21 protein-coding genes are annotated in these 25,232 nt (G+C 73.8%); 4 read left to right on the plus strand and 17 right to left on the minus strand.

What is annotated here, in order from left to right; translation table 11 throughout:
* Together ACI79K_RS19910 and ACI79K_RS19915 are read right to left on the minus strand one after the other, a co-directional pair.
* Positions 1 to 1,486: LGFP repeat-containing protein (locus tag ACI79K_RS19910; RefSeq protein ID WP_456600580.1), on the minus strand; the 1,486-nt coding region annotated here is incomplete at its 3' end.
* Positions 1,483 to 2,058, minus strand: coding sequence for a hypothetical protein (locus ACI79K_RS19915; protein ID WP_456600581.1), 576 nt, complete (start codon positions 2,056 to 2,058; stop codon positions 1,483 to 1,485). The genes ACI79K_RS19915 and ACI79K_RS19910, both read right to left, overlap by 4 nt.
* A 473-nt stretch (positions 2,059 to 2,531) precedes the next feature.
* Here ACI79K_RS19915 and ACI79K_RS19920 point away from each other — a divergent pair, with 473 nt between their 5' ends.
* Positions 2,532 to 4,094, plus strand: coding sequence for an LCP family protein (locus tag ACI79K_RS19920; RefSeq protein ID WP_456591125.1), 1,563 nt, complete (start codon positions 2,532 to 2,534; stop codon positions 4,092 to 4,094).
* A 67-nt stretch (positions 4,095 to 4,161) separates the two neighbouring features.
* A complete protein-coding gene (locus ACI79K_RS19925; protein ID WP_456600582.1) occupies positions 4,162 to 4,959 on the plus strand; it encodes a TIGR03089 family protein in 798 nt (265 codons plus the stop codon).
* 115 nt (positions 4,960 to 5,074) lie between these two features.
* On the opposite strand, the gene ACI79K_RS19930 is transcribed toward ACI79K_RS19925, so the two are convergent.
* From ACI79K_RS19930 to ACI79K_RS19945, 4 genes are all read right to left on the minus strand, one after another.
* Positions 5,075 to 6,340, minus strand: a complete 1,266-nt coding sequence (locus ACI79K_RS19930; RefSeq protein WP_456600583.1) for an NAD(P)/FAD-dependent oxidoreductase — start codon at positions 6,338 to 6,340, stop codon at positions 5,075 to 5,077.
* On the minus strand, positions 6,337 to 6,756 hold the full coding sequence (locus ACI79K_RS19935) for a GtrA family protein (RefSeq protein ID WP_456600584.1): 420 nt from the start codon (positions 6,754 to 6,756) through the stop codon (positions 6,337 to 6,339). Before ACI79K_RS19935 ends, ACI79K_RS19930 begins: the two co-directional genes overlap by 4 nt.
* The gene (locus ACI79K_RS19940) at positions 6,716 to 7,750 is read right to left on the minus strand and encodes a glycosyltransferase family 2 protein (RefSeq protein ID WP_456591129.1); all 1,035 of its coding nucleotides are present in this window, start codon (positions 7,748 to 7,750) and stop codon (positions 6,716 to 6,718) included. The genes ACI79K_RS19935 and ACI79K_RS19940 overlap by 41 nt, the downstream gene beginning before the upstream one ends.
* 127 nt (positions 7,751 to 7,877) lie before the next feature.
* Positions 7,878 to 10,880: an arabinosyltransferase domain-containing protein gene (locus ACI79K_RS19945; RefSeq protein WP_456591130.1), complete on the minus strand. Its 3,003-nt coding sequence runs from the start codon at positions 10,878 to 10,880 to the stop codon at positions 7,878 to 7,880.
* A gap of 486 nt (positions 10,881 to 11,366) precedes the next feature.
* Here ACI79K_RS19945 and ACI79K_RS19950 point away from each other — a divergent pair, with 486 nt between their 5' ends.
* A complete protein-coding gene (locus tag ACI79K_RS19950; protein ID WP_456591131.1) occupies positions 11,367 to 12,188 on the plus strand; it encodes a DUF1028 domain-containing protein in 822 nt (273 codons plus the stop codon).
* Positions 12,189 to 12,204: 16 nt separating this feature from the next.
* On the opposite strand, the gene ACI79K_RS19955 is transcribed toward ACI79K_RS19950, so the two are convergent.
* The 3 genes from ACI79K_RS19955 to ACI79K_RS19965 all read right to left on the minus strand — a co-directional run bounded on the left by ACI79K_RS19955 (position 12,205) and on the right by ACI79K_RS19965 (position 14,643).
* Entirely contained in the window at positions 12,205 to 12,558 is a 354-nt protein-coding gene (locus tag ACI79K_RS19955) for a DUF6752 domain-containing protein (protein WP_456600585.1), read from the minus strand.
* Positions 12,555 to 14,150 carry a class I SAM-dependent methyltransferase gene (locus ACI79K_RS19960; protein ID WP_456600586.1) on the minus strand — a complete coding sequence of 532 codons (1,596 nt, stop codon included), beginning with the start codon at positions 14,148 to 14,150 and terminating at the stop codon, positions 12,555 to 12,557. Before ACI79K_RS19960 ends, ACI79K_RS19955 begins: the two co-directional genes overlap by 4 nt.
* 115 nt (positions 14,151 to 14,265) lie before the next feature.
* Entirely contained in the window at positions 14,266 to 14,643 is a 378-nt protein-coding gene (locus ACI79K_RS19965; protein ID WP_456600587.1) for an ArsR/SmtB family transcription factor, read from the minus strand.
* A 258-nt stretch (positions 14,644 to 14,901) separates the two neighbouring features.
* On the opposite strand from ACI79K_RS19965, the gene ACI79K_RS19970 reads away from it, so the two are divergent.
* A complete protein-coding gene (locus ACI79K_RS19970; RefSeq protein ID WP_456591135.1) occupies positions 14,902 to 15,495 on the plus strand; it encodes a DUF305 domain-containing protein in 594 nt (197 codons plus the stop codon).
* Between the two features lie 68 nt (positions 15,496 to 15,563).
* Here the strand turns inward: ACI79K_RS19970 and ACI79K_RS19975 are convergent, their stop codons facing one another.
* The 8 genes from ACI79K_RS19975 to ACI79K_RS20010 form a co-directional block, all read right to left on the minus strand.
* Positions 15,564 to 16,718: an acyl-CoA dehydrogenase family protein gene (locus ACI79K_RS19975; protein ID WP_456600588.1), complete on the minus strand. Its 1,155-nt coding sequence runs from the start codon at positions 16,716 to 16,718 to the stop codon at positions 15,564 to 15,566.
* A gap of 22 nt (positions 16,719 to 16,740) precedes the next feature.
* Complete coding sequence (purE, locus tag ACI79K_RS19980) at positions 16,741 to 17,247, minus strand: 5-(carboxyamino)imidazole ribonucleotide mutase (protein WP_456591137.1); 507 nt, start codon at positions 17,245 to 17,247, stop codon at positions 16,741 to 16,743.
* A gap of 10 nt (positions 17,248 to 17,257) precedes the next feature.
* Positions 17,258 to 18,469: a 5-(carboxyamino)imidazole ribonucleotide synthase gene (locus ACI79K_RS19985; RefSeq protein ID WP_456600589.1), complete on the minus strand. Its 1,212-nt coding sequence runs from the start codon at positions 18,467 to 18,469 to the stop codon at positions 17,258 to 17,260.
* Positions 18,470 to 18,540: 71 nt separating this feature from the next.
* Positions 18,541 to 19,176 (minus strand): class I SAM-dependent methyltransferase, encoded by a 636-nt coding sequence (locus ACI79K_RS19990; RefSeq protein WP_456591139.1) that lies wholly within the window; start codon positions 19,174 to 19,176, stop codon positions 18,541 to 18,543.
* A gap of 211 nt (positions 19,177 to 19,387) precedes the next feature.
* Positions 19,388 to 22,348: an AAA family ATPase gene (locus ACI79K_RS19995; protein WP_456600590.1), complete on the minus strand. Its 2,961-nt coding sequence runs from the start codon at positions 22,346 to 22,348 to the stop codon at positions 19,388 to 19,390.
* The gene (locus ACI79K_RS20000) at positions 22,345 to 23,493 is read right to left on the minus strand and encodes an exonuclease SbcCD subunit D (protein WP_456600591.1); all 1,149 of its coding nucleotides are present in this window, start codon (positions 23,491 to 23,493) and stop codon (positions 22,345 to 22,347) included. The genes ACI79K_RS19995 and ACI79K_RS20000 overlap by 4 nt, the downstream gene beginning before the upstream one ends.
* Positions 23,494 to 23,569: 76 nt before the next feature.
* The gene (locus ACI79K_RS20005) at positions 23,570 to 24,145 is read right to left on the minus strand and encodes a PH domain-containing protein (protein WP_456591142.1); all 576 of its coding nucleotides are present in this window, start codon (positions 24,143 to 24,145) and stop codon (positions 23,570 to 23,572) included.
* A 113-nt stretch (positions 24,146 to 24,258) separates the two neighbouring features.
* On the minus strand, positions 24,259 to 25,101 hold the full coding sequence (locus ACI79K_RS20010) for a biotin--[acetyl-CoA-carboxylase] ligase (protein ID WP_456591143.1): 843 nt from the start codon (positions 25,099 to 25,101) through the stop codon (positions 24,259 to 24,261).
* Positions 25,102 to 25,232: the final 131 nt, after the last annotated feature.

A 25,232-nucleotide genomic window follows, 5' to 3' on the forward strand; every position in this document is an offset into this window, starting at 1 on the left:
AGGTGTCCAGGATCGCGCCCCGCACCACCTGCGCACCGGTCTGCGCCGACCAGTGGATCTCCCCACCCTGGAACGGCGTCATGTAGCCACGCCGATCCGCCGTCGGCTGATCGTCCCCGGTCGGGTATCCCAGCGCAGCCGGACCACCGGCCTGCAGGTACCGGTCCTTGATCGCGCCCCGCACCACGTGGGCCTGGGTGGCCGCCGACCAGTACACCTCGCCGCCCTGGAAGGAGTTCATGAACCCGCCACCGGGCGCCGGCGTGTCCCCGCTGGTGGGATAGCCGAGGGGGCCGGCCTGCGCCCCGGTGGAACGCCACTTGTCGCGGATGGCGCCCCGGACCTCCTGCGCCTCCGTCTGCGCCGACCAGTAGATGGACCCACCCTGGAAGTCGGTGAACCAGCCGGTGCCCCACGGGGCGGCGGTGTCGTCACCGGTCGGGTACCCCAGGAGCTGCGGTCCGCCGAGCTGCAGGTACCGGTCGAGGATGGCGCCGCGCACGACGTGCGCCCCGGTCCCCTTCGACCAGTAGATGTGCCCGCCGGCGTAGGTCCGCCGGCAACCGCCGTGCGGCAGGTCGCACCGCACGTCCGAGGTGGGCCCACCGATGTCCACCCCGGCGGCGCGCAGGGCGTCGTACTTGTCGAGGACGGCCGAGCCGCCGGAGTTCTGCGTGCTGCCGAACCAGTCGGTGAAGTAGTTGAAGAAATTTCGGTTGCCGTAGGCGGAGCAGGAGTCGCCCTCGGCGTACCCCGCGTTCAGCGCGGCCTGGTTCGGGACGTATGGCGTGTAGTTGTAGAGCCCCGCGGTGGCCTGGTTCTGGATGTAGACCTGCGCGGTGCCGCAGCGCCAGTTGTTGAGGTTGTTGTTGCGCTCGGTCGCCGGCGAGTAGCCGATCGTGTTGGTGAGCCCCGGCCGGTACCCGTACTTGCTCGGATTGGCCTGGTAGAGCTTGAACTGCCGCGACGCGGAGTACATCTGGTTGTAGAAGCCGTAGTACTGGGTGTCGCAGGCCGCGGTGTCCGGGCAGCCGTACCCCATGGCGATGCGCAGCTTGCCGTCCGAGGGCCCGGTGGAGGTGATCAGGCCCTGTTCCTTCTGCAGGGTCACCAGCAGCACCTGGGGGTTGATCCCGCAGGCTCGGGCGACCTTCCAGATGATCTGCGCGGCGGTCTCCTGACCGGCGCCCTGGTACGGCCCGCAGCGCGTGTCCCCGGCACGCGTCCACGTGTCCTGCCGGAAGTTCTTGAGGCAGTTGCTGCCCGAGCAGTTGCGCCCCTTCTCCTGCAGGAAGGCCTGGATCTGCTCGACGTTCATCGTGGAGGTGTCGTAGAAGACGCCGTCGCTGATGATGTTGCCGGGGTTGAACAGCGCCAGGTTCGCCGACTCGCGCAGGTCCGGGGACGGGAGCGAAGCGGTGCCCAAGAGGCCGGCGAAGGCCAGGACGAGCAGCCCGGCCACGAAGAGCACGGCCCGCCTGGTCACGGGACCACCACCGAGAAGACGGCCGACTCACCGGTCGACCGGGGCGACGTGTAGCTGAGCACGGCCTCCCAGCTGCCGGAGACCAGGCGCCCTCCCCCGGCCCGGACCTCGCCACAGCTGGTGGTGCTCGCATCCGGGGTGGCATCGGCGGTGCCGCTGGTGGTCACCCCGTCCTGCGTCAGGGTCAGGGTGCACGTCCCGCCCGTCTCGACGACGTCGCTGACGAAGCCCCCGACGACGATGTCCTGAGTGCCGGGGTCCCAGCCGGCGTAGGTGTGGCTGACGACGACGGAGCGGAGGCCGCTGGGCTCCTCGGACGGCACCGGATCCACCTCGGCACCGTTATCGGCAGGGGCGGTCGGCGTGGGCGTGAGCGGCTCGAGCACCTCGTCCTGGACGGGGGCGTCCGGGCCGCGCTCCTCGGTGGCTCCAGAGGCGCCCGCGGCCCCGCCGCCCGGAGCAGCGGACCCGTCCGGACGAACGGCCAGGAAGAGCAGGGCAGCGCCTCCGACCACGAGCAGCGCGAGCGCACCGAGCACGGTGGCCCGGCGGCGTGAGGTGGAACGAGACATGAGGAGATCTCCCAGGGCGACCGGCGAGCAGCGCCGTTCTCGAGCGTCTGGTGGTGGAACCACGGACGGAGAGGGCGACATGACCGACTCCTCCCCGTGTTCGGGAGACTACGTTTCGTTGTGACGTCGGTCCGGGAGCAACGCGGAACGGACACCAACTCGCGGCGGTGGAACGGGGCCGCGCCCCCGCCGTCGGGCCGTCGGGCACACATCGGCCGCGCACGGGTGCGGCGCGGACGCGGGCGCCCTCCGGCGACTCCTGTGGCGGATGCGGTGGTTGTGCATCCCGGTGCCAGGCGGGCTGACTCACCTCGCCGTCCTGGCAATTCCTACGTGTCGGAGGGCTGCTGGACCCCTGAACCACACCTAGCCTTGCCAACGTCGATGCACAAAGCGTCACAACCGGTCGCACTCGCGGCGCCGGCTGACGCCCGCGCCCTCGAACCGGCGCGCAACACCGCTGTGAGGACCACGTGAGCCGAGACCGGAACGAGCAGGGCCGCCCGGCCGGGCGTCCGCTGCCCCCGCGCCTCGACCCCCGCGCGGGGCGGCCGCCCCGGCGTGGCACCGGGGCGGAGCACCCGTCCGACGGCCCGACGGGCGCCACATCCCGCGGGCGCCGCGGCGGCCGCGCGGCGGTCGCCACCCGCGTCGTCGCCGGGGTCGTCGCCGCCACGCTGCTCGCCGGGTCCGGCTGGGGCTGGTATCTCGGCCAGGTGGCGTCCGCGACGGTGAACCGCACCGACGCCATCCCCAGCGAGGGCAACGAGGGCAACGGCGCTGCCGGCGAGGCCATGAACCTGCTGCTGGTCGGCAACGACAGCCGGGCCGCGCTGACCGAGCAACAGCTGACCGACCTCAACGCAGGCACCGACTCGGGCATCAATACCGACACGATGATCCTGGTTCACGTGCCGGCGGACGGATCCCGCGCCTCGTTCGTCTCCTTCCCCCGCGACTCGTACGTGAAGATCCCCGGCTACGGCTGGGACCGGCTGAACGCCGCATACGCCTACGGCCGGATGAACGCCCCTTCCGGCGCCTCCGAGGAAGCCCGCTCCGCGCAGGGCTCCCAGCTGCTGGTGCAGACCATCAGCGGGCTCACCGGTCTGCAGATCGACCACTACGCCGAGGTAGACCTGCTCGGCTTCTTCGAGCTGTCCAACGTCGTCGGCGGTGTCGAGATCAACCTGTGCAAGGCGGTCGACGACCGCGAGTGGTCGGGGGCGTACTTCCCGGCCGGGGTGCAGACGATCAGCGGCGCCGACGCGTTGAAGTTCGTCCGGCAGCGGCACGGCTTCGGACCCCAGGGCCGAGGTGACTTCGACCGGATCGTCCGCCAGCAGGTGTTCCTCGGCGGGGTGCTGCGGAAGATGCTGTCCGAGGACGTCCTGCTCGACCTGGGCAAGCAGCGTGCCCTCGTGCAGGCCGCGGCCGACGCGCTGACCGTCGACCGGGACCTGGACCTGCTGCAGCTGGCCCAGCAGATGCAGTCGGTGACCGCCGACAGCATCGAGTTCCAGACCGTGCCGAACCGCGGGACCGGCGAGGAGGACGGCAAGTCGATCGTCCGGCTGGAGGACGAGGCCGCGCTGCACAGGTTCTTCGCCGACCTCTCGGCCGAACCCGAGCCCGAGACCGCCGCCACCCCCGAGGCCCCGCAGACGGTCGCCCCCGCCGCGGTGACGGTCGACGTCTACAACGGGTCGGGCACCTCGGGGCTGGCAGCGTCAGCCGCCTCGGCCCTGACCACGGCCGGCTTCCTGGTGGGCACGACCGGCAACGCCTCCTCGATGGACCACGAGCAGACCGAGATCCGGTTCGCCGCCGGGGACGAGGCCCTGGCCACCACCGTCGCCGCCGCGATCCCGGGCGCGGTGAGCAAGATGAGCGACGACGCGACCAGCGGCACCGTGCAGTTGGTCCTGGGCAGCGACTTCAACGGCGTGGGTCAGGCGGTCACCCCACCGGCCCCTGCCCCGGTGGTCGAGGGCCAGGACGCCCGGACCGCGGCGGACACCACCTGCATCAACTGACGTCGCCGCCGTGCCGCCCCTTCCGGGACCCCGAGCGCCACGGCAGCTCCGGTGACACGCTGGGACCGTGCCCGCCACCCTGCCAGCTGACCTGCTCACCTCCGTCGTCCGACGGGACGGCGCCGCCCCCCTGCTGACGCAGTACGACGACGCCACCGGGGAGCGGGTGGAGCTCTCGGCGATCACCCTCGCGAACTGGGTGGCCAAGACCGCCAACCTCCTCCAGGAGGAGTTCGACGTGGCACCCGGCAGCAGGGTGGCGGTGGCACTGCCGGTGCACTGGCAGACCGCGGCCGTCCTGCTGGCCGCCTGGAACTGCGGTGCAACGGTCGTCGAGACCGCGGCGGAGGACGACGGCCGGCTGGACGACTCCGACGTCGTCCTGGCCGCGCAGGACCGGCTGCCGGCTCTGGAGGAGCTGGACCTGCCAGAACTGCTGGGCCTGTCGCTCCACCCGCTCGGCATGGGCATGTCCGGCTACGCCGGGCCTGCCCGGGACTTCGCCCTCGAGGTGCGTGCACACGGGGACGTCTTCCACCCGTGGCAGGAACCCGACCCAGCCACCCCGGGGCTGCGCGCCGGCGGCCTGGCGCTGACCCTCGGCGGCGTGGTCGAGGCCGCTGGGGAGCTGGCCGACCGCCTCGGCCTGCGTGCGGGCGACCGCGTCCTCGTCGACGAGGCGACCGCCACGGAGGCCGGCCCGGTCGCCTGGCTCCTGGCCCCGCTCGCCGCCGGGGCCTCGATCGTGCTGGTCCGCGCCCCGGACCCCGCGCTGCTGCCGGCCCGCGCGGCCGCCGAGCGGATCACCGCGACCCTGGGGCCGAAGGTCGACGGCGTCCGCCAGCTGGGCCGGCCACCAGCCTGACTGCGTCGCGACCGGCTGCCCGCGCCTGTGGACGCAGCGCCCCGGAACAGCAGTGGCCACGACGCCGGGAGGACGTCGTGGCCACTGCCCCCGGGAGATCAGCCGGGCGGACGGTTCAGCGGAAGTACTGCTGCACGACCCGCCGGGCCATCGCGACGGCGTAGCTCTGCCCCCGGTCCTGCGGGTAGATCTGCGACATCGTGGCGAGGACGACCCCGGGCATCGACGTCTCGTGCGGCGGGATCGAGTCCCGGTAGTCCGGGGTGACGACGGGCTGGGCGAAGGGCGCGCGCGAGAAGTGCCAGTCCTTCACCCACGACAGGTCGAAGTCCGGGTTCAGCTTGCGCAGCCACGGCTCGTACTGCTTCAACAGCTCGGCGGGGTCGGTGGTGTAGCGCCAGTCGTCGCGCGGCACGTAGTTGCCGACGTAGACGACGTGCCGGCCGCCGTAGTCGGACCCGGAGACCATGTTGGTGTGCTCGACGACCGCCAGGAACGGGAACGAGGTGTCGTTGACGTTCAGCCAGTAGTACGGGATCACGCTGCGGTCGCACTCGAGCACGAAGCAGGTGGCACCGAGGTACTCCGCCCGCTGGAGGGCATCCTCCGGGGCAGCGCCCGCGGCCTGCGCGAACACCGGCTGGGGGACGGTCACCAGGACCTTGTCGTACTCGTACTGCGCGCCGTCCTCCGTCCGGACCAGGACGGGGCCGGCCGGGTCGGGCTGCGCGATGTGCGCCAGCCGCTTGCCGAGCTCCACCTTGCCGCCGCGCTGCTCCACCGCCTGCAGCAGTCCGTCGTACACCTGGTGGAACCCGCCGTCCATGTAGCCCAGCTTGAACGTGCGGTAGTGGATGCGGGCCCACAGCCAGGCCATGGAGATCTCCGACGCCCGCGACCCGAACTTGCCGGTGAGCAGGGGCTCCCAGATCACCTCGCTGGCCCGTCGGCCGGCCCAGCGGTGCACCCAGTCGAGCGCGCGGCGGTCGCCGAGACGCTCGCCGTTCCGGATGACCTTCAGCATCGCCGACGACGCACCGAAGCGGACGCGGTCGATCAACCGCAGCGGCGGGAACTTCAGCATCTCCACGGGCGTGGAGAAGTCGTGCAGCCGGCCGTCGTGGTAGATGCCGGTCGTGGTCGAGTGGAACGTCAGCTTCGGCCCCAGCCCGAGCTCCTCGATCAGGTCGATCATGGCGCGGTCGGTCTCGAAGATGTGGTGGTAGTAGCGCTCCAGGGGGGTGCCCTGCACCACCAGCGAACCGGCCAGCCCGCCGATCTCGTCCGCGCCCTCGAGGACGGTGACGTCGTGCCCGTCCTTGACCAGGTCGTACGCCGCGGTGAGGCCCGTGGCGCCGGCACCGATGATGCCGATCTTCATCCGAAACTCCATCTCTTGTTGAGGACGAACTGGAAGATCGCGACGATCGGCATCGAGACGACCTTGACGATGTTCGCGTCCACCCCCAGCCAGGTGTGGAAGGCCAGGAGCAGCACCGCGACGAGCGCGATGCCGAGCAGGCCCACCGAGTAGAACCGGGCGAACCGGCGGAGCATCCCGTCCCGCTTGCGGAAGTTCAGGTAGCTGTTGAGCAGGAAGTTGTTCGTGATGCCCGCCGAGGTGCTCAACGCCGTCGCGAGCTGCTCGTGCATCCCCACCACGTTGTAGAGGACGAGGAAGAGGACCAGGTCGAGCAGGACGCCCGAGACCCCGATCAGCTGGTAGACGAAGAACTGCCGGTGGCGCTGCCAGAGCTCACGCGCCGGCGCGCGAAGTTTGCTGTCCGCCGTCGCCATGGTCCACCACCTTCTCCACGATGTAGAGCGGGCGTGCCTGCACCTCGGTGTAGATGCGTCCGACGTAGGAGCCGATGACCCCCAGCGACAGCATCTGCACCCCGCCCAGGAAGAGCACCATGATCATCAGGAGGGTCCAGCCGGGGACCGAGACGTCGGGGAAGAACAGCCGCAACCCGACTGCGTAGAGGATGCCGAGGACGGCGAGGACGACCGTGCCCAGGCCGAGCCGGGTGATCATCTTCAGCGGAACCGTGGAGAAGCTGGTGACGCCGTCGGCGGCGAGCCGGAGCATCTTCGGCAGCGGGTAGTTCGTCTCGCCCGACGTCCGCTCGTCGCGGTCGAACGGCACGGCCGCCTGCTTGAAGCCCAGCGAGGCCACCAGCCCGCGCACGAAGCGGTTGCGCTCCCGGTGCGAGCGCAGCAGGTCCGTGGTCGCCCGGTCCATCAGCCGGAAGTCGCCGGTGTCCACCGGGATCTCGATGTCGGCGAACCGGTGCAGGAGCCGGTAGTAGGCGTGCGCCGTGAAGCGCTTCATCGGCGTGTCCTTGCGACTGCGCCGCTGCGCGTACACGATCTGGGCGCCGCCCTCCCACGCCTTGATGAGCTCCAGGCTCACCTCGGGCGGGTCCTGCAGATCGGTGTCCATGACGATGATCGCGTCGCCCCGGGCGTAGTCGAGGCCCGCCGTGATCGCCATCTGGTGGCCGAAGTTGCGGGAGAAGTTGACCACCCGGACCTGCTCGCAGGACTCGGCGATCTTCTCCAGGATCTCCAGCGACGCGTCCCGGGAGCCGTCGTTCACGTAGACGAACTCGAAGTCCAGGTCCGGCCGTTCCCGCGAGGCGGCGACCAGCCGGTCGTGGAACTTCTCGATCCCGTCGGCCTCGTTGTAGACGGGGAGCACGTAGGAGACGAGCCGTCGCTGCGGTGGTTCCGTCACCACGGCCCGGTCGTCAGGAGCGTGGTTGGGTTCGATGACAGGGGTCGCCATTGCGGCCTTCCGTGGTCTCGGCGTCGCCGGCGCGGCCGGTCGTCATTCTTCGGTGCTGGACGGGGACCGTTCCCGCAGGCGTCCGTGCGGACGGTCGCCTGCCGCGGCCCGGAGGTGCCGGCCGGGGTCAACGATCCCCCTCCCAGCCCCACAGCGTGATCGTGTCCGTCGATCGGTCGTACTGGTCCCGGCCCAGAGGGTAGTCAAGCCGGTACACGTGTCCCCACTCCTCGTGAGGGGCTCCGTCCAGGCGGCTGGGCACCTCCCGGCGGTCGGCCTGCGACACACCGGCGAAGCTCCCGCCCTCGCGGGGGATGTAGGCGATCTGAGCACCGCCGTGCCAGTTCGGGGCGCCGACGATGACCGTCGGCGTCTGCGCCAGGCCGTCGGACACCACCGGGAAGTCCGAGACGCAGGGCAGGTGCCAGGCCAGCGGCCAGTCCGGCAGCACCGGCCCCGTGCCGGCGAGGTAGTCGTGCAGGCTCTGGGCCGTGCGGATCCGGGGGCCGGTCACCGCGAGCCAGCCGCCGACGTCGGTCGTCGCGTCGCCGGCGACCACGCGCACCCGGTCGGCGGTCGCCGGCACGTCGTCCGTCCCGACTGCCAGCGGGCGCCAGGACGGCCGGTCGAACGCTCCGTCGTCGACAGCCCGGAGGCCGAGCGTCGTGACGTCCTCCGTGCCGTCCCCGGACCGGCCGAATTCCAGCTGCAGGGAGTTGGCGCCCCCGACGCGACCGGCCGCCGCGACCGCGACCTCCTGGTCCTCGGAGAGCTCCGGCAGCTCGAACCAGGGCGTCACCAGGCGCCCGATCGTCCGCTCGCCGTCCACCAGGCTGCCCCAGACGTGGGTCGCCGCACCCGAACCAGCTCCGTCCGGTGGCTGCTGCGCCTCCAGGAAGCCACCTCCGCTGACGAAGCCGTCGGCGACCGGGGCCTCCGCGTCGGCGACCGGAGCGAGCGGGCCGCCGGGCTCGTCGATCAGCAGGTCGACCGACTCCGGGATCCCGCAGCTCGTCCCGGTCAGGGTCTGGACGTTCTCCAGGGCGAGTGCATAGCCCCCGGCGTCGGCCTGCCGCAGCGGAGCGACGCTGAACCCGACCAGCAGGACGCCCACGGAGACGGCGGTGGCCGCAGCGGTGACCACGACCGGGGCCGCGACCAGCGGGGCCAGGTCCCGCCCCCGACCCCGCCGGGAGCGCACCCACCAGGACGCGCCCACCGCGAGGGCCGCGACCAGCAACCACACCGCCGGGTTGCCGAGCGGGACGCCCAGCGGGGTGATCGGAGCATCCCGGTACGGCAGGCCGTAGACCGAGTACATGAACCAGGCGTTCGGCCCGGAGTAGGCGAGCCCGGCCGCCAGGGCGACGACGCCCGTACCGGCCAGCGCGATCACCATCGTGGCCCGGTCCCGCGAGCGCGCCCGTGCCGCCTCGAGGAGGAGGACGCAGGCCAGGACGAGGAACGGTGCGCCCAGCCCCGCCACCGACCCGAAGTGGTGCGACCACTTGGACGGCGTCGCGAACAGGAGCGCGAACGCCAGCGCCACGGAGGCCGTGAGGATGTGCGCATCGGGGAAGCGGCGCAGCTCGGTGAGCCGCCGGGACAGCAGGAGGGCGACGACGAGCAGCAGTCCGAGGGTGAGCAGCACGGCCAGGCGCTTGGTGGCCGTGCCCTGGGGCCCCGCGCCGAGCAGGAAGGCGTAGCGCGTGGCCTCCTCGTACCACCCCAGGCTCGGGCCGATCTCCGTGTGCAGCTCGGTGGCCTTGGCCACCCCGTGCAGGGACTGGTCGGCGAACATCAGCACCAGCCCGCTGCCGGCGAGCGCCGCCAGCAGCGCCGCGATACCCGCCGTCGTCCACCAGGACGAGCCGGCCGCACGCACGGTCCGCCAGATGCGCGGCAGCAGCACCAGCACCGGCGCGAGGGCGACGACGCAGGACGGCGTGACCGACAGGCAGATGCCGGCGACCAGCGCCGCGGCACCGATGGACAGCAGCGGGCGGCGGGCCGTCGGCGCGGTGCCGCGCAGCAGCAGCGCCAGCACGGCTGCCGCGCCCAGCGCCACGAACGGCTCGGGCCGGACGCCCGTGTTGAACGGCAACCACCAGGCCAGGAAGCAGAGCGCCGACAGGACGGCGACCAGCGGGCCCCGCGACGACCGAGGCAGCACGGCCCCGAGCACACCGCGGCTCACGACGAACCACGTGGCGAGCCCCACCAGGTAGCTGGGGACGCGCAGCCACAGGGGCGCGGCGGAGACAGCGGCGAACGGCTGCACGATGTGCTGCACCAGCGTGAACGGCGCCTCGGAGGCGTTGAACCAGTGGTAGTAGTTGCCGATGTCGCCGCTGGCCAGGCCGTTGCGGATCGTCATCGTGGCGTAGCCGTCGTCGTCGGTCTGCGGCGCGATGAACATCCACAGCGAGAGCGCCCCGACCACGGCGGCGTCCACCGCCAGCCGGACGCGGCCGTCGGGGGCCCGCTCGGATCGCAGCTCCTCCGCACCGCGGGTGCGCGCGGCGGCCGACCGGGCGAGCATCGCGAGAGCGGCCAGGACCACGAGGGTGTAGACGGCCATCATCGCGATCTTCAGCCCGCTGGGCGAGCTCTCGAACCAGGTGCGGGTCCGGGCGGTCACCGCCGTCCCGTCCGCGTCGTCCGGCTCGAGGTCGGTGGTGAAGGCGAACACCTCTGGCACCGGCTCCGCGCTCAGCACGGTAGGGGCATCGGCGCCGACGACGACGCTGGTGGCCGTGTCGTCGGAGTCCACCCGGACGTCGCAGCCGGTCTCCGGCGGTGCCGCGGCGTGCACGACCCGGCCGTTGACCGCGACCCGCAGCTGGCCGTTCTCGGTGTCGACCACCAGACCCGACGCCGGCCCCTGGTCCCGGACCAGCGACGTGGCCAGCAGGGTCGTCCGCTCCCCGGTGCCCAGCCCCTCCTGCACGGCGGCGCAGGGGACCGTCGCGTGGATCTCGGCCGGGCGGTAGGGCACGAAGAACGCCGTGGTCGACGTCGGCTGCTCCCCCTGCGCCGGCCAGGTCACCTCGGTGCGGTCGGCCACGACCGGGGCCAGCGGCAGCGCCACGGCGAGGCCCACGCCCAGCAGCCCGACGAGCAGGGCCACGACGGCGCGCGTCCGCCCGGGGAATCGGGCCGGGTCGGGCGCGGCAGGGGCCGGCGCAGCCGGCAAGAGCGTCGTCGACACGTGGCGCCTCTCGATTGCCCGGGGCCTCTGCGCCGCAGCGAGCTTGATGGTGCGTCTGAGCAGCGGGAGGGCGGCCGGGCGAGCGCGGGCTCGGTGGCGACCTGCCGGAACAGGCCCGGGAGACTCCCTGGACACCGAGCGTAGCCCACCTCGGCGCCCCTTCCGGGGCGCCAGGGACGGCCGAGTGCTGGTGAGCGACACGTCTCGGAAGTGACTGGTGGGACGGACCGGTCCGGGTACGCGGCGGCTATTCTCGGCGCCGGGACGGAGCGCGCCGGGACCCGTGGCGCAGCACCCGGCGGCCCCTCCGGTCGCCGTCGGGCGGGAGGACGGAGCGCCTGGTCACGTGCTCAGCGAGGAGGCGGCGACGCCGCGCCGCCGTGTCTCTCACCCGGCAGGGCCCCGGTGACCTTCTCCGTCCTCGCCCGCGACCCGGGCTCCGGGGACCTCGGCGTCGCTGTCTCCTCCTGCATCCTCGCGGTGGGCCGGGCGGTGCCCAGCGCGCATCCGGGGCTGGGCGTGGTCGCCGCGCAGGCACGCAGCCGCCGCGGCCTGGGGCGGTCGCTGCTGAGCGGGCTGGCCGACGGCGGTGCGCCGGCCGCGCTCGTGCGCCGGGCGGCGCACAGCGCCGAGGACGCCGACCGGCAGATCGCCGTCCTCGATGCCACCGGCCGGGTGGCCGCCGACACCGGCCGGGGGTGCTTCCCCGTCAGCGGCCACCTGCTGGGCGACGGGTTCAGCGTGCAGGGCAACATGCTCGCCTCGGACGCCGTGCTCCCCGCGATGGCCGAGGCGTTCACGGCCGGCGGCGGGGACCTCGCCGACCGGCTCCTGGCCGCGCTCACCGCCGGGCAGGAGGCGGGGGGCGACCTGCGCGGCCGTCAGTCGGCCGCGCTGCTGGTGGTCAGCGGCGAGCACCCGTCCGACGACGACGACGGCGTGCGCATCGACCTGCGGGTCGACGACTCCGGCCACCCGGTGCGCCAGCTGCGCATGCTGCGCAACCTGCAGCGGGCCTACGACGAGCGGGACTACGAGTACCTCGCCCTGTTCGCACCGGAGGGCGCGCGCGACCTGTACGCCGCGCTCGCCGCCTCCGGGCGGGGCGACCGCGAGGCGGCCCGTCAGGCGCTGGAGGCGATGCGGGCCCGCCCCGGCTGGTCGGCGTGGCTGAGCGCCATGGCCGGTGACGCGCGCCTGTCGGCGGTGTCGCAGCTGCTCGGCTGAGCCGGGACCGGCCGGCTCAAAGGGTGTCCGGCCGCAGCCGCGCCAGCACGGCGGGGTCGATCTCCCGGTCGTGCAGGGGCAGCACGAGCTCCGTGACGAGGTCGGTCAGCTCGGCGACCCGCAGGTTGAGCCGGCGGGATTCGTGCAGGCCGTCGCGCAGCTCGGCCACCTGCCGCTCGAACTCGGCCAGGCGCTCCTCCGCCGCGTCCAGCCGGCTCCGGAGATCGTCGGCCTGCTCGCGCAGCCGTGCGTTGTCGTCGGTCAGGCGGGCGAGCTGCTCCGACAGCTCCAGCGCCGCGGGGGCGAGGGCGCGGCGGACGGCCCACACCGCCCCACCGCGGGTGGGACGCGACTGGGACTGCGGGCTCATCGGGGCCTCCGTCGGAAGGTCAGGCGGTGCACGGGGACGATCTGCTCCTCGGCCGCGCCGAACCACCGCAGCGGCTCCAGCCGGGGCTCGGCCTCCTCGAGGACGAGCCGGTGCCGGTCGGCCTCGGCCACGACCTGGTCGACCGTGAGGTGGCGGTAGGGCGGGATGCCGGCGTAGCCGTGGTCGGCGACGAGGTCGAAGAACGCGCGGCCGGCGGGGCGCAGCACCATCCCGCAGAGCCGGAAGGCGTTCTCCCGCCCCCGGTCCTCCAGCGCGTTGAGCAGGCGCCGGCCGAAGACCGTCCAGGTCTGTGGCGCCGCCGCGAGCTCGGCGCCGAGCCGGAGGACGGTGCGCACGTCGAGCAGGTTCTGCACCTCGAAGGCGACCGGGAGGTCGGTGCCGGCGAGGCGCGACCGCGCCGTGGAGACGGCGTAGCGCGAGTAGTCGATCGCGCGCACGGTGCGGCCGCGCGCCGCCAGCGCGAGCGCGTCGGTGCCCACCCCGGCGCCGAGCTCGAGCAGGGCGCTCCCGTCGGGCGTGCGCTCGTCCACCCAGCGGGCGAAGCCGCTCATCGCCGGGTCGTGGGTCAGCGCGCCCGGCGGCGCGAGGAGGACCAGGTCGTCCCACGCCTCGCGCTCGACGTTGTAGTCGGCGAACCACCCGTAGAAGCGGGCCCCCGTGCTCTCCGGGACCTCGAAGGTGAAGGAGGGGTCCGGCGTCCGCCAGCCCTCCCCGTACACCGCCCGCAGGGCCAGCTCCTGGTCCCGGGGGGCCGGCTCCTCGCGACCGGACACCTGCACCCTGCTGGGTGGCAGCAGGTCCTCGCGACTCGCCTCGGCGCGGATCATGAAGTGCTGCATCCAGTGGTCGCCCAGGACGAAGCCCGGGAAGACGTCGACGTAGTGGTCGGGGCGACCCTCGTGGGAAAAGACGACCTGCAGGTGCCCGACCGACAGCCGGACGACCTCGTACCCGGCCGCGCGCAGCAGCCGACCGACGGCGAAGCTCTCCAGCGCCACGTCGGCGGGGTGCTCGTACCGGCTCAGGTAGGCCAGGTCCGCGTCGTCGTCGTGGGGCAGCAGGCGCCCCTCGCGGACCGGACCCAGGAGGGTGCCGCAGGTGACGTAGACGACCGGCCCGAGCTCGGACTCCAGCAGCTCGCGGATGGCGGTCATGTGGTCGAGCATCCGCTCGACCATGCCCGGCGCGGCATCGGCGAAGGCCTGTCCCAGCCGGCCCCACTTGTTGACCACGAGGGGGCGGCCGTAGTGGTCGACGAGCTCCGGCGGCCCCGTCCCGCCGTCCAGGCTGACGGTCGCCTCCGGGCCGGTGTCGGTGCCGCTGACCCGCACCCGCACGCGGAAGGTGCCCCGCAGGCGGGGGCGCAGCGCCGGCGGCCACGGCTCGAACCGCAGCGCGCCGTCCTGGAACGCCGTGTACCGGAGATCGGCGGGCACGTCGTCGGGGGCGACGACGGGCGGCGATGCCCGGAAGGAGAAGACCCGCCGCCCGTCGAGGTCGACGTCGAGGACCTGGTCGTCGTCGGCGGGCCCCGACGTGCGGTAGAAGAGGCCGGACGGGGTGGGCCACACCTGGTCGATCGGTCTCTCCTCGTCGGTTCCGGGAACGCCGCGGACGCACGCAGAGCGGGAGTCTACGGGCATGCCCCGTCAGGCGGCGGGGCCTCCGACGCCCGGCCCGCGGCCGTCAGTCGTCCTCGGGCGCCGCGTCGGCGAGCACGACCAGCCGACGCAGGCAGTGCTCCCGCAGCGGCTCGGGGAACCCGTGGGCCAGCCGGTAGTACACGACGCGCCCCTGCTTCCGGTTCGTGACGAGACCCGCCGTGCGCAGTAGCCGCAGGGCGTAGCCGACGGCGTCCTCGTTGACCTCCAGGGCCAGGGCGAGGTCGCCGACGCAGAGCTCCTCCACCACGTCGAGCGCGAACAGAACCCGGGCCCGGGTGGGGTCGGCCATCAGGCTCAGCACGCTGGTCAGCCGGGCGGCCTCCTCCCGGCCGGGGAGCCGCGCGCGGGCACGGGCCGTCCGCTCGGGGTCGACCGGGTGGGCGTGCAGGGATCCAGGCATCGGCGGGCACCTCCGCGGACGGCCTACCCGTACGGATCCACGGGCACGCCGCCGTCCCGGGCTCGCGCCCCGGGCCCCGTCGGCGTTTGTCCGTACGACCGTACGGGCATGCGGACCGTCGCCTCGATCCCGCGACGCCGTCGACCCGCACGTCGGCCCCGGGGGATCACCGTGGGACGAGAGCGCAGCCGTCGCGGCGGCCGCGGGACGACGCGCGCGGCTGCGCGCACGGACGACGGAGAGACGGAGAGCGGATCCATGGCGACGAAGCGGAACCACGACGGCGACGAGCACGATCAGGGCGGCATGTCCCACGAGGCGAAGATGTACCTGCGCTTCGCGGCCATGATCAGCACGTCCATGGTGGTCATGTACTTCACCATGTTCGCCGGCACGTGGGAGTGGAGCCACGTCCGGTTCAGCGAGAGCCGCGTGTTCATGGCGCTCACCATGGGCGGGACCATGGGGCTGGTCATGCTCGCCTGGATGCTCTCCATGTACAAGAACGTGAAGGGCAACATCGCCATCGTGGCGGCGAGCCTCCTGCTGCTGGGCGGCGGGATCTTCCTCGACCGCAGCCAGGTCACCGTGGACGACGTCAACTGGATGAGCGCGATGATCCCGCACCACTCGCTGGCCATCACCCGCTCCGAGCGCGCGGACATCGACGACGTCCGGGTGTGCCAGCTGGCCGTCGAGATCATCGAGGCCCAGGAGCGGGAGATCGCCGAGATGGAGTGGCTGATCCAGGACATCCGGGAGAACGGTGAGGCCGAGACCCTCGAGGAGGCGCAGGCCCGGCCCGTCCCGGAGTTCACCGGCTCCGCCCTGCGCGACTGCCCGACGGGCTGATCCCGGGGGACGCTCCCCGCGTCGAGGACCGGCCGGTGAGGGCCCGGGCAGCCGGGGCCTCGCGGTGGCTACCTCAGCAGGCTCCGGGCGATCACCATGCGCTGCACCTGGTTGGTGCCCTCGTAGATCTGGGTGATCTTCGCGTCGCGCATCATCCGCTCGACCGGGAAGTCCTGGGTGTAGCCGGCACCGCCGAAGAGCTGGACGGCGTCGGTGGTCACCTGCATGGCGACGTCGGAGGCGAACGCCTTGGCCGAGGCCGAGACGCGGGTGACGTCGGGCCGCCCCTGCTCCCCCGCGGCGGCGGCGACGTAGACCAGGTGCCGGGCCGCCTCGATCTTCATCTCCATGTCGGCGAGCATGAACTGCACGCCCTGGAACTCCCCGATGTTCTTGCCGAACTGCTTGCGCTCCTTGACGTAGGTCACGGAGGCATCGAGCGCGCCTTGGGCGACGCCGACGGCCTGCGCGCCGATGGTCGGCCGGGTGAAGTCCAGCGTCCGCAGCGCGGTCTTGAAGCCGGTACCGGGCGCGCCGATGATCCGGTCGGCCGGGATGGTGCAGTCGGTGAAGTAGAGCTCGCAGGTCGGCGAGCCCTTGATGCCCATCTTCCGTTCCTTCGGGCCGACGGCGAAGCCCGGGTCGTCGCGGTGCACCGCGAAGGCGGAGATGCCGTTGGCACCCTTCTCCGGGTCGGTGACGGCCATGACCGTGTACCACTCGGAGATGCCGGAGTTGGTTATCCACGCCTTGGTGCCGTTGAGCACCCAGGAGTCGCCGTCGAGGCGGGCGCGGGTCTTCATCGCGGCGGCGTCGGAGCCGGCCTCCCGCTCGGAGAGGCCGTAGCTGATCATCGCCTCGCCCGAGGCGATCGAGGGCAGCACCTTCTGCTTCACGTCCTCGGACGCGGACAGGATGATCGGCATCGAGCCGAGCTTGTTGACCGCGGGGATCAGCGAGGCGCTGACGTCGACCCGGGCGACCTCCTCGATCACGATGCAGGTCGCGATCGCGTCCGCACCCTCGCCGCCGTACTCCTCGGGGATGTGGGTGGCGTGGAAGCCGGCGGCCGTCAGGGCCTTCTGCGCCTCGATGGGGTACCGGGAGTCGGCGTCCACCTCGGCCGCGTACGGCGCGATCTCCCGCTCGGCGATGTCACGCACCGCCTCGCGGATCGCCTCGTGCTCCTCGGTCAACGCGTACAGCCCGCTGTCGGTACCCACGACCCGATCGTAGGACGTCCGACTACCCGCCGGTAGCGAGGCGCTCCTGGAGGGTGAGGTCCCGCGCGACAACGCGCTCGGCGAGATCGGCCTGGAACCGCTCGACCCGGCCGCGCAGCTCCGCGTCGCTCGCGGCCAGGATGCGCACCGCCAGCAGCCCGGCGTTGCGGCCTCCCCCGATGCCGACGGTCGCCACCGGCACGCCCGCCGGCATCTGCACGATCGACAGGAGGCTGTCCAGTCCGTCGAGCCGGTCGAGCGGGCGGGGCACGCCGATGACCGGCAGCGGCGTGGCCGCGGCGACCATCCCCGGCAGGTGCGCCGCACCGCCGGCGCCGGCGACGATCACCCGTAGCCCACGCCCGGCGGCCTGCTCGGCGTAGTCGAGCATCCGCCGGGGCGTGCGGTGCGCGGAGAGCACGTGGGCCTCCCACGGAACGTCGAACTCCGCGAGCGCCTCGGCGGCCGGCTGCATCATCGGCCAGTCCGAGTCGCTGCCCATCACGATGCCGACGACGGGGTCGCTCATGCCCTGCTCCTCAGTGCTCGTGGTCGTGCGCGAAGGCGAAGGCCGGGTCGACCACGCCGTCGGCGAGGTAGCGGGCGGCAGCCACCGCCCGCGCCCGCACCTCCTCGAGGTCGGCCCCGAGCGCGGTCACGTGGCCGAGCTTGCGGCGCGGTCGCTGCGTCTTGCCGTACCAGTGCAGCTTCACGTCGGGCCAGTGCGCCATGAGGTGGTGGATCCGCTCGTCCAGCGCCGGCCCCGACCAGCCCTCCGCCGCGGCGGCACCGCCGAGCACGTTGGCCATCACCGCGACCGGGGCGACCATCTCCGTCGAGCCCAGCGGGTAGTCCAGGACGGCGCGCAGGTGCTGCTCGAACTGGCTGGTGCGGGCGCCCTCAATGGTCCAGTGCCCCGAGTTGTGCGGGCGCATGGCCAGCTCGTTGACCAGGACCCCCTCGGCGGTCTCGAACAGCTCGACCGCGAGCATGCCGACGACGCCGAGCCGGTCGGCGATGCGCACCGCGAGTTCTTGGGCCGCGGTGGCCAACTCGTCGGAGAGCCCGGGGGCGGGGGCGTACACCTCGGCGCAGACGCCGTCGCGCTGGACGGTCTGCACCACCGGCCACACCGCCACCTGCCCGAACGGCGAGCGGGCCACCTGTGCCGACAGTTCCCGCACCATGGCCACCCGCTGCTCGGCGAGCAGGGTGCCGTGCCGGTCCAGCAGCTCGTCGGCGGCTCCGGCGTCCCCGACGACGAAGACACCCTTGCCGTCGTACCCGCCGCGGGGGGTCTTGAGCACGACCGGCCAGCCGTGCGCCGCGGCGAAGGCGGCGACGTCAGCGGCGGAGCGGACCTCGGCCCAGGCCGGCTGCGGCTCCCCCGCCTCCGCGAGCGCGCGGCGCAGCACCAGCTTGTCCTGCGCGTGCACCAGCGCCTCCGGGCCGGGGGCGACGCGGGTGCCCTCCTCGACCAGCGTGCGCAGGTGCTCGGTGGGCACGTGCTCGTGGTCGAAGGTGACCACCGTGGCGCCGTCGGCGAGCGCCCGCAGGTCACCCAGGTCACGGTGGTCACCGATCCGGACGTCCGCGGCCACCAGCGCCGCGGACTCGGCCGGGCCGGCGGACAGCACCCGCAGCGACTGGCCGAGCGCGATCGCCGCCTGCTGGGTCATCCTGGCCAGCTGCCCTCCGCCGACGACGGCGACCACGGGCAGACCGGTACGCGGGTCCAAGGCGGCAGGCACGGTTCCGAAGGCTATCCGGAGAGCCCCGGCGGGCTACCGGGCGTGGCCCGCCGGGACCGGGCGGCGATCGGTCAGGCGGCGGAGCCGACCCGCAGGCGAGCGACCCACGGGTCCTCGCCCTTGTGCGGGGCCAGTCCCTGACTCTCGACCTGCTCGAGCACCCGCAGGCCGCGGTCGGCCAGCTCATCGGCCACCTGGGCCACCGGGAGGTACTGCCGGTAGTGCTCCCCGAAGACCTTCTCGGCGGCCGCGTCCTTGTCGGTGCGGAACTCCAGCCACCCCTGTCCGCCGGCCGAGACGACCTGGACCAGGAGCGTCCAGAGGTTGGCGCGGGCGTCGTCGGTGATGGCGTGCACCAGGAAGCGTGCGTAGAGGTTCCACCCGCGGCTCCAGTCGAGGCCGTCGGCGAAACCGGCGATCGACCGCTCGTCGGACAGGTCAACGACCTGGAATCGCGCGCCCCAGCCTTCCTCCTCGGACCGCCGGGTGGCGGTCTCCACGGCGGCGGCGGAGTAGTCGACCCCGACGACCTCGTGGTCCTTCATGCCGAAGAAGCGGGCATCCCGGGCGGTACCGGTGCCGACGTCCACGATCGGCGGCTGACCGTTCATGCGCTCGGTGACCCAGCGGGCGAAGGTCGACTCCTCCAGGGGGACCCGCTCCGACGCCGGGCCGCTGTAGAAGGACTGCCAGTGGTCGTTGCGCATCGGTGCACTCTCCGCATCAGCTCTGGAGCCGCCACCCGCGAGATCGGGTACGGCGGGCGAGAGGCGTGGCACTCCCTGGCCTCACCCTCCGGACACCGGGTGGAAGGTCTTCGTCACCGCGGATACCCCGAACGTTACGTCACCGGACACCCGTTGGTCATCATTTCGACCGTCTGCGTGTCGACTTGTCTACTCTGCGTGATCGCACCGGTCAGCCGGCCAGGCGGGAACCGTTCCGGCCGGCGATCACCTCGAGCCTGGTCGGGATGCGGGTGCGCAGCTCCTCCAGGTGGCTGATGACGCCCACCGTGCGTCCGCCCCGGCGGAGTTCGTCGAGCACCGTCATCACCGCGTCCAGGGCCTGCGCGTCGAGGGTGCCGAACCCCTCGTCCACGAACAGGGTGTCGATCCGGACGCCGCCGGTCTCCGCGGTGACGACGTCGGCGAGCCCCAGCGCCAGCGCCAGCGAGGCCATGAAGCTCTCCCCGCCCGAGAGCGTCTTGGTGGGACGGCGGGCGCCGGTGTACTCGTCGAACACGTCCAGCCCCAGCCCACCGCGAGCGCCGTGCCGCCCCTGCGCGTCGCTGTGCAGGAACGTGTACCGGCCCCCCGACATGTCCAGCAGCCGCCGGCTGGCCACCTCGGCCACCTGCTCGAGGCGCGCGGCGAGCACGAACGACTGCAGCCGCATCTTCCGTGTGTTCGCCCCGCGGCCGTGGGTCAGGTCGGCCAGCCCGGTGACCTGGTCGGCCCAGGCGCGCAGCTCGGCCAGCGTCAGCTCCGCCGCGCTCACCTTCCCGACCAGGTCGTCGAGCGCACTGCTGCAGCGGCGCGCCTGCTCGAGCGCGGCCACGGCCTCCTCCCGCCGGCGGGTGCCTCCCGCGCAGCGGTCCTCGAGGGCGGCGAGATCGGGCCGGTCGGGGAGGTCGGCGAGCTCTGGGGCGGCCAGCTGGGCGCGCAGCACGGCGACGCGCTGGTCGTGCTCGTCGAGCTGCCGGTCCAGCTGCGCCAGACGGCCCGCGCCGGCGAGGGCCGCCGCCGCGGCCTGGACGTCGCGGAAACCTGCGGCCCCGGCGCGCTCCTCCGCCGTCCGGCGGGCCGACTCGGCCTCCGCGCGGGCACGCAGCTCCTCGACCTCGGCGGCCACCACCGCCTCGCACGCCTCCGCGGCGGCCGACAGCCGGGCGACCCGGGCGGCCAGGTCGGCGTCGCCGCCGCGGGCTGCGTCCAGCCGGCTGCCCAGCTCGGCGAGGCCGGTCGTCAGCGCGTCGCGCTCGGCGGTGCGGGCCCGGAGCTCCTCGCGGTCGACGGCGAGCCGCCCGGCCGCCTCCTCGCGCTGATCGAGGAGCCGCTGGAGGCGCGCCTCGGCCGGCGGGAGCCCGGCGGCCAGCCCGGCCGCGACGCGCTCGGCCGCCGCCAGTTCCGCGACGCGCGCGGCCTGCTCGTCCACCGGCAGTTCCCCGGCCCGCGCCCGCAGGCCGGCGAGCTCGCGCTCGACGGCCTCCAGCCGGCCGGCGGCCCCGGTGAACGCGGCCTCGGCTGCATCCGCGAGCGCCCGCGCGGCGTCCTCGTCGGCCGCGGTGACCCGTTCGCCGCCCGGCTCCGCCGGCCGAGGGTGCTCGGTGGAGCCGCAGACCGGGCAGTCGGCGCCGTCGATGAGCCCGGCGGCGAGCTCGGCGGCCATCCCGTCCAGTCGCCGGGCGCGCAGGTCCAGCCACCGTTCCCGGGCGTCGGCGCGGGCGTCCCGCGCCCGGGCGACGTCCTCGCGCAGCGACCGCAGCGTGCGGTCCAGCTCCCCGGCCGCTCGTCCCGCGGCGAGAGCCGCCTCCGCGGACTCCAGGGCGGCGCGCAGGCCCGGCAGCTCCGCGGCGGCCGACCGCGCCGCCACCACCTCCTGCTCCTGCTCGGCCAGCAGCCCCGGCAGCGCGGCGACGGCCTCCTCCCCCGCGCGGCACCGGTCGGCCAGCTCGCGGGCCTGCCGGTCGAGCGCGGCGATCGACCGCTCCAGGGCGCGGGCGCGCTCCACCTCGGGCAGCAGTGAGCGCGCCTCGGCGGCCTGGTCGCGCAGCTCGCGCGCGACCACACCGTCGGCGGGGCGGCCCCCGGCGACCGGCTGCCAGGCCGCCACGGCGCCGGCCAGGTCGTCCGCGGCCCGCTCTGCCGCCCGCCCGGCCGAACGGGCCGCGGCGAGCACGTCGCGCAACGGCTCGGCCCGGCGGGCGGCGTCGCGCTCGGCCCGCAGCGGCGCGAGCTCCGGCTCCCGCCGCTCCAGTGCCGCGAGCTCCGCGGTGGCCTGGTCGCGCCGGTCGTGCCGTCCCGCCAGCGCGCGGGCGGCCGTCAGCTCGGCGTCCGCGGTGGCCGTCTCGGCGGCGGCCGCATCGGCCCGCGCGGTGGCCGTCGCCAGGCGCCCGGCCGCGGTGGCCCGCACCTCCGCCACCCAGCGCAGCACTCCCCCGCCTGCCCCCGCGCCCACCAGCTCCGGGGCTAGCTCCTCGGGCACCTCGACGTCGGCTATCTGGGCGACCCGGTCGAGCAGCGTGCCCAGCTGGTAGCGCGCGTCCTCGGTGCGTGCGCGGGCCGCCGCGCGCTCCTCTGCCAGCCACTCCTCGGCCCGGGCGAAGCGGTCGACGTCGAACAGCGTGCGCAGCAGCTCGGTGCGGTGCTCCGGCTCGGCGCGCAGGAACCGCGCGAAGTCGCCCTGCGGGAGCAGCACCACCTGGCAGAACTGGTGCACGTCGAGCCCGAGCCGCGTGCGCAGGTGCTCGGACCCCTCGTCGATGCGCGTGCTGACCGGCTCCCACCCGCCGTCGGTGAGCCGGGAGACCACCAGCTTGGCCTGCTCGGTCGCCCAGCCCTCGCCGCGCTTCTTGGGCCGTTGCTGCTCCGGCCGCCGGACGACGCGCAACCGCTCGTCGCCGAGGGTCAGCTCGCAGCTGACCTCGGTCCGCGTGGCGGCGTCCGCGTGGTCGCTGCGCAGCCGCTTCTCCTCGCCGCGCGCGCCCGGGACGCGGCCGTAGAGGGCGAACACGACGGCGTCCAGCAGCGTGGTCTTGCCCGCCCCGGTCGGGCCCCACAGCAGGAACAGCCCGTCGCGCCCCACCTCGTCGAGGTCGACCTCGACGGTGCCGGCGAAGGGCCCGAAGGCGGTCAGCGACAGCCGGTGCAGCCTCATCGGGCGGCGTCCTCGCGGTCGGCGGCCCCGAGCGCCCGCGCCAACAGCTCCCGCTCGGCGGCCCCGGCGGGTACGCCCCGCACCGCGCTGACGAATTCGTCGGCGATCTCCAGCGCGCTGCGCCCGCGCATCCGCTCCTGGTAGCTGCCGCGCTCGATCACCGCGCCCGCACCGGTCCAGTCCAGGTGCACGCAGTGCGGGAACCGGGTCTGCAGGCGGCGCATGGGGTCCGCGGGTCGCGCCGGGTCGGTCAGCCGAGCGGAGACGAAGTGCTGCTCGGCCGCCTCGTGCGCCGGCTCGGCGAGCAGCTCCTCGAGCGTGCCGGTGAGCACGCTGAGCGGCCGCGGGATGGGCAGCGGGACCGCCCGGACTCCGGCCAGCCCGCCGGCGTCGAGCTCGACCAGCCAGGCCTGCTTCTGCTGCCCGGCCTCGCCGAAGGAGTAGGCCAGGGGCGAGCCGCTGTAACGCACCCGCGGGCTGAGCGTCTGCGGACGGTGCAGGTGGCCGAGCGCGACGTAGTCGACGCCGTCGAAGACCGACACCGGCACCAGGTCGACGCCGCCGACGCAGATGTCCCGCTCGCTGTCGCTCGCCACGCCGCCACCGACGAAGGCGTGCGCGAGCACCACCGAGCGCACCCCCGGCCGGAGGAAGAGATCGGCGCGCACGCGGTCCATCGCCTCCTGCAGCACCGCCTCGTGCCCACGGGCGCCGGGGACGCCGAGCTCGTGCCGGGCCACCTCGGGCTCCAGGTAGGGGATGCCGTAGACCGCGACCTCGCCGTGCTCGTCGGCCAGCAGCACCGGTTCGTCCAGCCGCGGGGTCGCCGCTCGCACGTGCAGGCCCGCGGCGCTGAGCAGACCGGAGAAGGTGCCCAACCGGCGAGCGGAGTCGTGGTTGCCGGGGGTGAGCACCACGCGGGCCCCGGTGGCCAGCAGCCGGCCGACGACCCGGTCGAGCACGGCGGTGGCGTCGGCCGAGGGCACCGCCCGGTCGTAGACGTCACCGGCGACGACGACGACGTCGACGCCTTCCTGCGCGACCACCGCGGCCAGCCCGCTCAGCACCTCCTCCTGCTCGGCGAGCAGATCGGTGCCGTGCAGGGTGCGGCCGATGTGCCAGTCGGAGGTGTGCAGCAGCCGCATAGCCGCAGAAGGTAGGGAGGGGGTACGACAGAACCGCCGAGGCGCGCCGTGACGGACCCGTCACATCCGGTGGACGTCAGAGGATCTCGGTGGAGCGCCACCCCTCCGGCGGCGGCCACCCCTCCTCGCCGCGGACGTACCCGGCGTTCTCCCGGGCCCGGCGCTCCGCGTCCTCCTCGATCATGACGTTGAGCAGCTGCTGCACCCCGTCGCTGTCGGGGATCTGCCGCAGCACGGTGGGGCCGCTGTCGCCGGCGGTCTCGATGGTGAGCGTGCCGGATCGGACGATCCGCTCCCAGAGCGTCTGCCGGTAGGAGACGTCGGTGATCCGGGAGAGCCCGAGATCGCGGCCGCGGCGGGCGAGGATCCCCTCGCGGAAGAGCAGCCGGTGGGTGGTGACCACGTAGTGCGTCGTCCGCCAGCGCAGCAGGGGCACGAGCACGAGGAACACCAGCAGGAGGAGCGCCACCACCACGATCGCCAGCCGGATCATCCCCTGCTGCCGGCCGGGCGGGACCAGCGCGGCACCGAACGACGCGCCCCCGACGACGAGCAGGAAGAGCACGACCGGCCAGAAGACCGTCAGCCAGTGCGGGTGCAGGTGCCGCACGACCTCTTCGTCGTCGGCGAGGAGCTTGTCGGGGTACGGCACCCCACCAGGATGCCGCCGATCCGCCCCGGGTCCGGCGATCGACGCCCTCGGCGCGTCCGCACGGACGGCGCTCGACGCCGAAGCCGGGCCGGGGGCGGCGATGCCGTACCGGGTCAGGCCCGCCGCACGTGCCGGACGTCGCCGCTGGCGAGCTCCACCTGTCCCTCGGGGGTGTCCACGACCAGCCGGCCGTCCCAGTCGATCGCACGGGCGGTGCCGACCATCGCGGACCCATCCGGCATCGTCACCTCGACCGTGCTGCCCACCGTCGACGACCACGACAGGTAGTCGCGGGCGAGACCCGAGACGACCGGGTCACCCAGCGCCTCGCGCCAGCCCAGGTAGCGCCGCTCGACGGCCCGCAGGAAGCCCAGCAGCACCGGGCCGCGGTCCACGGTCGCGCCGGTGACGACCGACAGCGACGTACCCGTTCCGGGGAGCTCGGCCTCCGACGTCGACACGTTCAGCCCCACGCCGACGACGACCCCGGACGGCTGCCCTGCTCCACCGACCGACTCGGCCAGGATGCCCGCCAGCTTGCGCCCGTCCCGGGCGAGCAGGTCGTTGGGCCACTTCACGGTCGAGAGCACGCCGGCCACCTCCCGCACCGACTCCGCCAGCGCCACCCCGGTCAGCAGCGGCAGCCAGCCACGGCGGGCGGCGGGCACGTCCGGGCGGAGGAGGAAGGAGACGGTCAGGCCGGCGCGCGGCGGCGACATCCACACCCGGTCGAGCCGCCCGCGGCCGGTGACCTGGTGCTCGGCCACGAGCACGGTGCCCTCGGGGGCGCCGTCCGCGGCCGCGGCGGCCAGCGCGGCATTGGTCGAACCGATCTCGTCGACCACCTCGACCGAGCGCCACAGGGCGGTGTCGCGGGTCAGGGCGGCCTGCAGCGCGGAGGCGTCGAGCGCGGGACGCTCGAGGTCCGACCAGCGCGAGGAAGGTGTGTCGGGCACGGAGGAGACGGTAGCCACGCGCCGCCGCGGGGTGAGCGCTCGCACCGTGGGCGGGACTCCGGAAGGAAGGGGGCGAGCGGCTCCCCTACGCTACGGATCCCGTGGCCCCGCATGCGCGGCCACGCCCCGTG

This window comes from Blastococcus sp. SYSU DS0616 (assembly GCF_054051015.1).

Excerpts from the sequence above, each read along its gene's own strand:
- ACI79K_RS19915 (WP_456600581.1), bottom strand. The coding sequence starts at position 2,058 with ATGTCTCGTTCCACCTCACGCCGCCGGGCCACCGTGCTCGGTGCGCTC.
- ACI79K_RS19930 (WP_456600583.1), bottom strand. The coding sequence starts at position 6,340 with ATGAAGATCGGCATCATCGGTGCCGGCGCCACGGGCCTCACCGCGGCG.
- ACI79K_RS19935 (WP_456600584.1), bottom strand. The coding sequence starts at position 6,756 with ATGGCGACGGCGGACAGCAAACTTCGCGCGCCGGCGCGTGAGCTCTGG.
- ACI79K_RS19940 (WP_456591129.1), bottom strand. The coding sequence starts at position 7,750 with ATGGCGACCCCTGTCATCGAACCCAACCACGCTCCTGACGACCGGGCC.
- ACI79K_RS19955 (WP_456600585.1), bottom strand. The coding sequence starts at position 12,558 with ATGAGCCCGCAGTCCCAGTCGCGTCCCACCCGCGGTGGGGCGGTGTGG.
- ACI79K_RS19965 (WP_456600587.1), bottom strand. The coding sequence starts at position 14,643 with ATGCCTGGATCCCTGCACGCCCACCCGGTCGACCCCGAGCGGACGGCC.
- ACI79K_RS19970 (WP_456591135.1), top strand. The coding sequence starts at position 14,902 with ATGGCGACGAAGCGGAACCACGACGGCGACGAGCACGATCAGGGCGGC.
- purE (WP_456591137.1), bottom strand. The coding sequence starts at position 17,247 with ATGAGCGACCCCGTCGTCGGCATCGTGATGGGCAGCGACTCGGACTGG.
- ACI79K_RS19990 (WP_456591139.1), bottom strand. The coding sequence starts at position 19,176 with ATGCGCAACGACCACTGGCAGTCCTTCTACAGCGGCCCGGCGTCGGAG.
- ACI79K_RS19995 (WP_456600590.1), bottom strand. The coding sequence starts at position 22,348 with ATGAGGCTGCACCGGCTGTCGCTGACCGCCTTCGGGCCCTTCGCCGGC.
- ACI79K_RS20000 (WP_456600591.1), bottom strand. The coding sequence starts at position 23,493 with ATGCGGCTGCTGCACACCTCCGACTGGCACATCGGCCGCACCCTGCAC.